The sequence below is a fragment of the Synergistaceae bacterium genome, assembly GCA_021372895.1.
Classification (GTDB): Bacteria; Synergistota; Synergistia; order Synergistales; family Synergistaceae; genus JAJFTP01.
In genome coordinates, this window is the sequence record JAJFTP010000018.1 from 1 (window position 1) to 9,699 (window position 9,699).

General features: G+C 43.7%; 10 protein-coding genes. 2 read left to right on the forward strand and 8 right to left on the reverse strand.

Translation table 11 applies throughout. From position 1 onward, the window contains the following. The 8 genes from LLF78_02035 to LLF78_02070 all read right to left on the reverse strand — a co-directional run. On the reverse strand, nt 1-503 hold a 503-nt coding region (locus LLF78_02035), incomplete at its 3' end, for a GntR family transcriptional regulator (protein MCE5201280.1). Nucleotides 504-687: 184 nt separating this feature from the next. Next, complete coding sequence (gene larA, locus LLF78_02040; GenBank protein ID MCE5201281.1) at nt 688-1,971, reverse strand: nickel-dependent lactate racemase; 1,284 nt, start codon at nt 1,969-1,971, stop codon at nt 688-690. Between the two features lie 112 nt (nt 1,972-2,083). Further along, complete coding sequence (locus LLF78_02045) at nt 2,084-3,250, reverse strand: pyridoxal phosphate-dependent aminotransferase (GenBank protein ID MCE5201282.1); 1,167 nt, start codon at nt 3,248-3,250, stop codon at nt 2,084-2,086. Between the two features lie 6 nt (nt 3,251-3,256). After that, complete coding sequence (locus LLF78_02050) at nt 3,257-3,973, reverse strand: GntR family transcriptional regulator (GenBank protein MCE5201283.1); 717 nt, start codon at nt 3,971-3,973, stop codon at nt 3,257-3,259. Then, on the reverse strand, nt 3,970-5,244 hold the full coding sequence (locus LLF78_02055; protein MCE5201284.1) for a lactate racemase domain-containing protein: 1,275 nt from the start codon (nt 5,242-5,244) through the stop codon (nt 3,970-3,972). Before LLF78_02055 ends, LLF78_02050 begins: the two co-directional genes overlap by 4 nt. Nucleotides 5,245-5,250: 6 nt before the next feature. Beyond that, nucleotides 5,251-6,522 (reverse strand): TRAP transporter large permease, encoded by a 1,272-nt coding sequence (locus LLF78_02060; protein ID MCE5201285.1) that lies wholly within the window; start codon nt 6,520-6,522, stop codon nt 5,251-5,253. A gap of 2 nt (nt 6,523-6,524) precedes the next feature. Further along, on the reverse strand, nt 6,525-7,010 hold the full coding sequence (locus LLF78_02065; GenBank protein MCE5201286.1) for a TRAP transporter small permease: 486 nt from the start codon (nt 7,008-7,010) through the stop codon (nt 6,525-6,527). A 76-nt stretch (nt 7,011-7,086) separates the two neighbouring features. Beyond that, complete coding sequence (locus tag LLF78_02070; GenBank protein MCE5201287.1) at nt 7,087-8,079, reverse strand: DctP family TRAP transporter solute-binding subunit; 993 nt, start codon at nt 8,077-8,079, stop codon at nt 7,087-7,089. Nucleotides 8,080-8,562: 483 nt separating this feature from the next. Between LLF78_02070 and LLF78_02075 the strand changes: the two genes are divergently transcribed. Together LLF78_02075 and LLF78_02080 are read left to right on the forward strand one after the other, a co-directional pair. Beyond that, nucleotides 8,563-9,348: an electron transfer flavoprotein subunit beta/FixA family protein gene (locus LLF78_02075; GenBank protein MCE5201288.1), complete on the forward strand. Its 786-nt coding sequence runs from the start codon at nt 8,563-8,565 to the stop codon at nt 9,346-9,348. A gap of 11 nt (nt 9,349-9,359) precedes the next feature. Continuing rightward, the coding region (locus tag LLF78_02080) for an electron transfer flavoprotein subunit alpha (protein MCE5201289.1) at nt 9,360-9,699 on the forward strand (340 nt) is incomplete at its 3' end.

A 9,699-nucleotide genomic window follows, 5' to 3' on the forward strand; every position in this document is an offset into this window, starting at 1 on the left:
TGATCAAGCATCACAAGGTAGGCAAATATTGTAGACAGGGTTCTGTTTATGCAATTTACAAGGTATTTGTTGGTGCAGTGTGAGTGCAGCTCTTTATGGAAATCGAGTCCGGCCTTAAAAGTGCTGACCTTGTCGCCAAGATTGATGTATTCAATCTCAAGATACGCGTATTTTCTCATCTCGATAAGATCTGTGGATTTGATGTTGTCAATAGAAAGCTTCAAAGCAAGTACTTCCAGTTCTTTTCTCAGAAAATAAAGGTCGCGGACCTCGTTTGTGGTCGGATTTGCCAGCCATGCCCCGTTTCCTGACCTGAAGACTACGACGTCTTCATTTTCAAGTTTCTTCAATGCTTCGATGACGGGAGTACGGCTCATGCCGAAACCTTTGGCTAGGTCTATGGTAGGCAGGTGCATTCCGGGTTTCAGACGGCCGTCTGCAATCATTTTAATTATGCTGTCGTATGCGATAATAACCGGGCTGACCTGTGGATTTGAGATCATTAAAACACTCTCCCCTGTTTTTTAATATCTTTATCCGCATTATAACACCCATAAATTCACGTGCAAGAGTATTTGTGTATTCACATATACATATAAATAGCAAGTACGATTATTCTTCCGATAGGGCTGTTAGTCAAAAAAGGCACGCTGGGTCGTGAGAGTTGAATCGTATTTCTAAAGGCGTCTATTTGATTACAGGCAGAGATATGCCGCCTTTAGGCAGGATGCCTATCTTTGCTGAAGGAATGATTGTCAGAGCTTCATTTAAAGCGGACTGTACCGATTTAAACTGTTTGAATCCAAGGTCATTAACGTCTTTCGAAGTAAGACCTTCACTTACGACAAAAATTCTGGCTTTGTCCCTTATTCTGCGGTTTTCCGCTGCTACGGATGCAGCTACAATGTCCGCTTCCAAGTCACCAGGAGAAGTTGATTTTACGAGAGCACTTATTTCTTGAAGTGTCATATTAAGATATTCGCGATAACGGTCATGGTTATTCGCAAGACCTTCATAGCAGGAAGCGGCAAGAATGATGACACCTCCGGTTTTTACAGCGTAATAAGCGCAGGCAAGACCCTTTCCCGCCTGCCAGAAGTCAATGTCCGCAGGATATGAGCTGACGACAACAATGTCAGCTGTGGTCGGGATGATTGTTTGAAAAGATTTTTCTGAGACAAGAGATCCTGTCCTGTGCGCCTTAACAAAATCGCCGGTGAAAATTCCTGCGGGTTTTCCCTTGCAGTTCATTACGACGTTCAAGATAAAATCAAGTCCAACAATTTTAGCAGCCTCTTCAATTGCATGACGACATAGATTGCCATTTATTACGCCAAGAGGTATGTCTGAACAGAAAACCGCAGCTGCATGTGCAGCAGACGTGGAAGCAAAATCACTGATTCCTGGCAGTACGATTTTTGCGCCGCCTGAATATCCTGCATTGCAGTGGGGGACTATATTGCCCAAGCCAACAAGAAGGTCCGCCTCCAATGCGTAACGGTTAACATGGACCGGCACAGAATAGCCTTCAACTTCTATACAGCCCAAGTCAAAGATGTCAGAGCTTACAGTCGCATTATGCTGCCTGACATTAAAACGTTGCAATATCCTCGGACCGAGTTTTTCCCGCAGTTCATCATCCGTCATTGACCTGTGTGTGCCTGGTGCAGTCATGAAACTGATTGACTCATCTTTTACCCCATTCTTATTCAGGTAATTTACTATAACAGGAAGCATCTCTGCTAACGGTGTTTCTCTTGTATTGTCCTCGACCAGAAAAACGATGTTGGATTTGCCGGATGCAAGAGTTTTAAACGGCGGAGTTCCGATCGGGTTATCAAGAGCATCAATAATAGAATATTCTAAATTACTCAAGGCAGGAAGATTCGTCATCTCTCCTGTGAAAATAACGGATTTTTCCGGCGCATCTAGCTCAACATGTGTTTTTCCGTATGGAATGGTATATTTCATCTTATGATCCTCCGGAGTTCAATTTTTAAGGCCGACCTTAAACAACACTATGGAGCCCCCGCTAAGAGGCGCTCCATAATTTGTGTTCGTATAATTTATTATGTGGCAGATTTTACAGTTTTGCCACCGCTTCTTTTATGCGTTTCATGCCTTCTTCGATATATTCATATGAGCGGCAGTATGCGATCCTAATATGCCCAGGACAGCCGAATACTTCTCCGGGAACAGTAGATACGCCGGTTTCTTCAAGCAGCCACGAACAGAATTTGAACCCGTCCATGCCCAGTGACGAAATTTTTGGAAACGCATAGAACGCACCGGCGGGAACAATATATTCAAATCTGTCTATTTTGTTGAGCCATTCCATAACCATATCGCGGCGGCGCCTGTATTCACTCACCATTTTGACAACATCCTGATCTGCATGCCTGAAGGCTTCAACAACTCCGGCCTGAGCAAACGATGTGGCGCAGGTAGTGAGATTCTGGTGGCATTTATTGACATAAGGCCTCATGTCCTGAGGACATACTATCCATCCTATACGCCAGCCGGTCATCGACCATGTCTTTGAGGAAGCAGAAATCGTCACGGTCCGCTCAGCCATTCCGGGCAGGCCGGCAATGCTGACATGTTCTCCGTCATACAGGAATTTTTCGTAGCATTCATCCGAAATGACCCATAAATCGTTTTCAATCGCAAACCGTGATATTTCTTCAAGATCCTGTCTCGTGAGAACAGCTCCGCTTGGATTGTTCGGAGTATTCAGCAGAAGCACTTTGCTCTTAGGTGTGATAATGGCTTTGAGATCATCGATCTGCAGGCGGAATCCGCTTTTCATTGTAGTAGCAGCTTTTTTTAATACGCCATTTGCGATAGAGATCTGGTCTGCATAGGCAGAGAAGTAAGGGGCAGGTACAATGACTTCGTCACCTGGTTCAAGCATGGTCAGAAATGCTGCTGTCAGCGCCTCTATTGCTCCTGCCGTGATGACTATGTTGCGGTTTGGGTCGATATCCATGCCGTTCTCACGGTTATATTTATCAGCTACTGCCTTGCGGAGATCATATGTGCCGGCCATGTCGGTGTAATGGACATCTCCGTTATTTAATGCTGTGATTGCCGCATCCTTGGCACATTTCGGAGAATCAAAGTCAGGACGGCCTATTTCCATGTGGATTATGCTTCTGCCCTGTTTTTCGAGTTCTTCCGCCCTTCCCAGTATTTCCCGTATCCCACCCGACATCTGTATAGATGACATACGGCTATTTGGGAACTTCATAATAAATCACCTCATATAATCTTTAGTTTTTTTCGTTTTAGAATTAAAAACAGATAGCCGTATGGCGGCTTTCTCTTCTTGCACGATAGATTCTAACATTCTTTGCTCTACATTATCAAGGTGGATCTTCATCGCTCTTGCCGCTCTGTCTGGCATCCTGAGTTTCAAAGCGTTAAGTATATCCATGTGCTCTTTCAGAGCTTCTGTGATAACCTCTCCGAGAGTATTGCTCAATGCAAGGTAGAGCGATATTTTATAACCAAGCTGGCCTATAAATTCCTCATATATTTTGTTGCCTGAAATTTTGGCAAGATAGTTGTGAAACATGCGGTCGAGGGAGGAGACAAGCAAATTATCATGCATTTTCATTGCTTCTTCTTCATCCCAGATAAAATGTTCTATGCGTTCTGTATCCTCTTTTGTCACCCTTAGCGCAGCCTCTTCTATCGAAGCAATTTCAAGCAGCTTGCGGGCAGAGAGTGTGTCCCGCAGCTCATCCGGCGAAATCTCTGGAATCCTTAATGTCCTGTCTTTTCCCTTGACCAAATAGCCCTCCGCCATAAGATGGGTTAGCGCTTTTCTTAATGGAGTTCTGCTTACCTGAAATGCATCTGAAAGATTTTCTTCACGTAATGCTGTGCCTGGACGTAATTCACCCCTTAGTATCCTGTTTTTGAGTGTAAAATATACAGTATCTGCAAGATTTGAATTTTCATTAATCATTGGTTATTATTGACTCCCTTTGCCATTGGCAGTATCAATGGTGCCTCACGAAGTACAGAAAAGGTCAGGCTATTATTATTTTTCAGTAAAAAATCAATGGCAGCTTGAAGATTATGGTAAAACTTAAGCCCGCTTATGTCAGCAATTTCATTAAGATCGGGGCTGTCGGAGACAAATGATATTGTTGCTTTTTTGCGGACTTGATATGTTGCGTAAGCTGCCGCTGCGGCAAGACCAACCATATCGCGGCGTTCTTTGTATTTAAGTATTTTTTCCTCGGGAGCACTCATAAGCTTAGCGTACGTTCTGTGTGGCCCTATACCTTCTCTTAGAGATGCAACTACTATGATATGTCCGCCATAAGAAACGACGTTTTCTGCTGCGTACAGAGCCTTACCTGCTTGCCACAAATCTATTTCTTCCGGCCATGCCTGGACGATAACAACGTCCGCAACCGGAACTTCAACCGACATAATAGATTTTGCTTTGGTAATTGCCGATTTATGGGCCTCTTCGGGTTCTCCTGCAATAATATCGCTTAATTTACCGCTTCCGTCACATATGCACTGTATAAGAAATGAGAGCCCCGCTGTCTTGGCTGCCACCATTATCTCATTTATAGCAAGATTGTTACTGTTTCCTAAGCATATCGAATTGTCATAATATGGCATCCAATGAGTTTGAGAAACGGACTGAACCCCGCTTACCCCAGGCAATATAATTTTACCGCCTCCTGACCATCCACAGTAACGATGAGGAAATACGCTGCCGATTCCTATTATACAGCGATAGTCCAGGAGTAGAGGATTTACTTCTATGGGAATACCGGATGGTGTATTTCCAATTTTTACAAGTTCAGAGTTGAATTTGTGGCTTAGCCAACCGATCCTGCCCCATAGGCATGAGCCAATTTTATCAAATGCCTCGCTCTCGGATATTTCCCGGTGAGAGCCTGTTGCAAACAGTATTCTTTGTTTATCGGTGCTTACCCCTGCCTGCTCAAGGAATCGGGATATCACAGGCAGAATTTTTGAGGTAGGGGTTGGGCGTGTTGAATCATCGCAGATTATCAAAGCTTTACCCGCTCTGCCGGCAAGTTCTTTCAGTTTCTGGGCTTGAAAAGAGCCTGCCAGTCTTTCTGCCAGATATGCATCTATATTATCAATGCTGCGGAAACACGGTTTATCTGTAATTGCGAGCAACCTTCCATAAGGAACAGTAGCATCCCATTCTCTTTTGCTGCTTAGACAGAAGGATGAAACTGTTTCCATGTTATTCTACCTTAACAGCCAGACAAGAGACATACTTATTGCCGGAATATATGTGAATATTATCAGACACGATATCATAACAAATATAAACGGTATAACAGCTTTAGAGAGTCTTACCATGTCTACTCCAGAGACGGCTGATGCAACGAAAAGATTTGCTCCGTACGGAGGCGTTACAAAACCTGTTGCAAGAGCAACTGTCATGACAAGCCCGAAATGCACCGGATCCACTCCTATTCTTGTGACTATCGGCAGAAGTATAGGTGTAAGGATGATCATAGAAGAAATATTATCTACAAAACATCCGACTATAAGGAGTAGGATGTTTATAATAAGCAGGATCATTATTGGGCTGGATGTGAGAGAAAGCATCCAGCTACTAATCTTTGCAGGAACCTGCTCCATTGCAAGGAATGCTGCGAATGACATAGAGAGGCCAATCATAAAGGTAGTAGCTCCGTTGACAAGGGAGGCGTCCTTGAAAGCGTCATATATAGTTTTAAAGTCAAGTTCTCCGTAAACGAACTTGCCTATCAGAAGGGCATAGACGGACGCAACAACTGCAGCTTCTGTAGGGGTAAATATACCTCCGTAAATGCCACCCAGGATAATCACAGGAACCATCAGCGCCCACCATGCTTCTTTAAATGCTTTACCTATGGAAATGTTCTTTGGCGCACGTGGGTAGTTGCGTTTCTTGGCTATTTTATAGGACATTGTCATCAAGGAAAGACCAATAATTATTCCGGGAAGGATGCCTGCGATGAACATCTCTCCGACGGATACGCCGGACACAACGCCGTAAATTACAAAGGGAATAGAGGGAGGAATGATTACTCCGATTGAACCCGCTGTAGCTGTCAGGGCGGCGGCAAAATCATTGTCATACATTTTCTCCTTCATAGCTGGGATCATAAAAGATCCGATTGCTGAAACTGTCGCCGGTCCTGAACCGGAAATCGCGGCGAAGAACATGCATGCGGTGACAGTCACCATTGCAAGCCCGCCAATAACCGCTCCCACCATAGCATCTGCAAGAGCCACCAGCCTTTTTGAAATCCCTCCGTAACTCATAAGTGACCCCGCAAGCATAAAGAATGGTATTGCCAGCAGCGGGAATGAGTCAAGTGCGGCAAATGCGTTCTGCGCTATCATAATAAGGGGGACTGAGCCTGTGTATACAAGTGTCAGCGCAGTTGAAAATCCAAGTGCAATCCCGATTGGTACTGATAATGCAAGGAGAATAGTCATGGAGCCGAAAAGAACCAGGATTTCCATAACTATGCGGCCTCCCTCTTGTTGATTGAGCTTCTGATCTTAACCATTTCGCATATAAGTCTGATCGACATAAGCGCACATCCTACCGGCACAGATGCATATGCATAAGCCATTGGCACCCGCATTGCCGGCGATACTTGCCCTCTCTGAAAAAGCAGGGAGACAAGAGACGCACCTTCGAAAGTCAGAAATAGACTAAATCCAAGCCATAATGACAGGACAAACAGCTCAAATATTTTTTTTCTGGTGGGATCTTTAATAAAATCCTGAATCATTTCAATTCGAAGATGCCGGTGTTCTTTAACAGCGTAACTGGCTCCGACCCATATCTGCCAGAGGAATAAGTAGCGGGCCAGCTCCTCACTCCACGATAGTGAATTGCTGAATATATAACGCATTATCACTTGGACAAAAATTAGAGCTACAGAGAACATAAGGCTGTAAACAAGTAAATATTCTTCTATATTGTCCCATAATTTTTTTAGCATTGATATTCGCCTCCGTTAATAATTTGGGAGAGCCCTGTTTTCCAGGGGCTCTCCCAAAAATATTTTAATAAAAAAACTATTTCTTTTTTGCGAGATCAATTAGCTCCTGTCCGTCCTTGACGGTTCTGGTAAATTCATCGTAAACGTTGGCTGTTGCAGCAATAAATGCTTTTTTCTGTTCCGGAGTGATGTCGTTGATCTTCATTCCGTTCTTTTTAAGACCTTCAAGCATCTCTTTGTCCTGCTTGTCGGATATCTTGCGTTGTTCTGTTCGGTAAATGATTGCGGCATCCTGCAGAACCTTCTGGAGGTTCTTAGGCAGGCTGTTAAACCACTTGTCGTTTACGAGAAGAACTGTTGCTGCATAGACATGTCGGGAAAGTGAACAGTATTTCTGTACTTCGTAGAACTTAGAAGTATAGATAAGCGGGATCGGGTTCTCCTGAGCATCGACTGTTTTCTGCTGCAAAGCGGTGTAGAGCTCGCCAAAACTCATCGGTGTCGGGTTTGCACCGAGAGCGCGGAATGTTGCCATGTGAATCGGGTTTTCCATTGTGCGGATTTTAAGGCCGGCCAGATCAGACGGCTTTGTAATCGGGCCTCTGTTGTTTGTTATCATGCGGAAGCCGTTCTCTGCGTAAGCTAGGTTTTTGAGACCGAGCGGAGGAAGGAGCGCATTAAGCTTGTTTCCAAGTTGTCCATCAAGAGCTTTATAGACTTCCTGTTTGCTGTTAAAAAGGAATGGGAGGTCAAATACCTGAAAACGCGGCTCAAAACCTGAGAGTACAGCCACTGCCGGTATTGTCATATGGATCGTACCAAGCCCTACCGCTTCGATAGCCTGCCTGTCTCCGCCAAGCTGCCCATTAGGGTAGAGTTCTACGATGATCTGCCCGTTGGAATGTTTTTCAACGTATGGCTTAAAAAATTTTTCAGCAGCGATATGGGTCGACTGCGCTTCTGGAACTACATAGGCAACCTTCATTTTAATGGGAGCTGCATAGGCGCTCACAATAAATAAGGTTGCCGCTGTGATGGCTGCAAGTGTGCAGATGATAAATTTTTTCATAATAATATGTTCCTCCTCCTGATTGTTATCAACAAAATAAATGGATGAGTCTATTTAAGCTTGATAAATAACATTGCTGTCTTGTCCCTTATGCTTCGCTTTTTGCTCCTCCTTTCTGTTCGTCATGATGTCATATGGGTTTTTGCTTCTGCGGAGAATAAAGATTTTTCCTAAAAACAAAAAAATAGTGTGCAAAATTATCACTGGAATTTTACTTACGGTTCATCGCGATAATAATATCATATTCTATTCCAATTGCAAGTATTTGGATACTGAAAATTATTGTAGACAATTTTAAATATAGCTAGTATTATAGCCATAATTCAGAGATATATATTTAAATAATTATTGGATACAAAGTTGTTAAGTTGTCAGAATTTATTATAGCCAAGTAACATGCTGTTTTTACCGCAATCGAAGGATCTATGGCTTTAATTGAAATTATTTTTGATTCTACAAAGATTCGAGAGGTGATGGGTTTTTATGAGGATTGCAGTTCTTGTCAAGCAGGTGCCTGATTCTGATGAAATAAAAATGGATCCCGTCAATGGAACAATGATAAGAGAGGGGGAGGGCAATATAGTCAACCCTCTTGACCTCAACGCACTTGAGGCAGCGCTTGTTCTACGCAGAGAATATGGAGGCAGTGTGAATGTGCTATCCATGGGCCCTGCTCAGACAGATATTGCTCTAAGAGAGACGCTGGCACTTGGAGCCGATTCAGCTTATCTCATTTCGGATAAATTATTTGCTGGTGCCGATACATGGGCTACATCTCTGGTTCTTGCTAAGACGCTGAAAAAGCTTGGTTTATTTGATCTTGTGCTTGCCGGAGAAAAAGCCACAGACGGAGAAACAGGGCAGGTTGGACCGGAAGTTGCCGCAATGCTGAATATTCCGTGTGCAACATATGCAAGTTCTATCAAGGTTTCAGGGGAAAACATTATTGTGCGGCGTACCGTTGAAGAGGGGTATGAAGTTCAGAAGCTTAAGCTGCCATGTCTGATTACAGTGCTTAATGACATGAATGAACCTGGAATGCCTACGCTTAGTGGCAAAAAGAGAGCCAGACGAGCTGATATAGAAAAATTTGGAGCGGCTGACTTGGGTGTGTCAAAGGAAGAAGTAGGGCTTGCCGGCTCGCCTACAAGAGTAGTGAAAATTAGTCATCCTAAAATTTCAAGGCAAACAGAGTTTTATAGTGGCAGAGAAATCGATTGCGGGCTAGACCGAGTGGTTGAAATTCTCCATGATATGGCCGTTTTGTAGGAGGTGCCGTAATGCGTAGAGATGCATCTGAATCAGCGGGGATTTTTGTTTGCGGAGAGGTACGCAGACAGAAGATTCACTCCGTTACTATGGAACTTATTGGTAAAGCTCGCGAGTTGGCAGATAAGAAAAAAACCGAGGTAATGTGTCTGCTCTTCTGTGGCGAGATGAAGGATCCTCCTGAAATGCTTTTTTCATACGGCGCAGATCGTGTGGTTTTTATTAAACATGAAAAACTCGAGTATTTTAATCAGGATATTGCCGCTAAGTTAATTAGTTTTCTCATCGAAAAATATTTGCCGGAAATAGTTCTGGCTCCTGCCACAACTTATGGGCGAACATATCTTCCTG

Coding starts and splice junctions, on each gene's coding strand:
- larA (MCE5201281.1), bottom strand. CDS start 1,971: ATGAAATATACCATTCCATACGGAAAAACACATGTTGAGCTAGATGCG.
- LLF78_02045 (MCE5201282.1), bottom strand. CDS start 3,250: ATGAAGTTCCCAAATAGCCGTATGTCATCTATACAGATGTCGGGTGGG.
- LLF78_02050 (MCE5201283.1), bottom strand. CDS start 3,973: ATGATTAATGAAAATTCAAATCTTGCAGATACTGTATATTTTACACTC.
- LLF78_02055 (MCE5201284.1), bottom strand. CDS start 5,244: ATGGAAACAGTTTCATCCTTCTGTCTAAGCAGCAAAAGAGAATGGGAT.
- LLF78_02060 (MCE5201285.1), bottom strand. CDS start 6,522: ATGGAAATCCTGGTTCTTTTCGGCTCCATGACTATTCTCCTTGCATTA.
- LLF78_02065 (MCE5201286.1), bottom strand. CDS start 7,010: ATGCTAAAAAAATTATGGGACAATATAGAAGAATATTTACTTGTTTAC.
- LLF78_02070 (MCE5201287.1), bottom strand. CDS start 8,079: ATGAAAAAATTTATCATCTGCACACTTGCAGCCATCACAGCGGCAACC.
- LLF78_02075 (MCE5201288.1), top strand. CDS start 8,563: ATGAGGATTGCAGTTCTTGTCAAGCAGGTGCCTGATTCTGATGAAATA.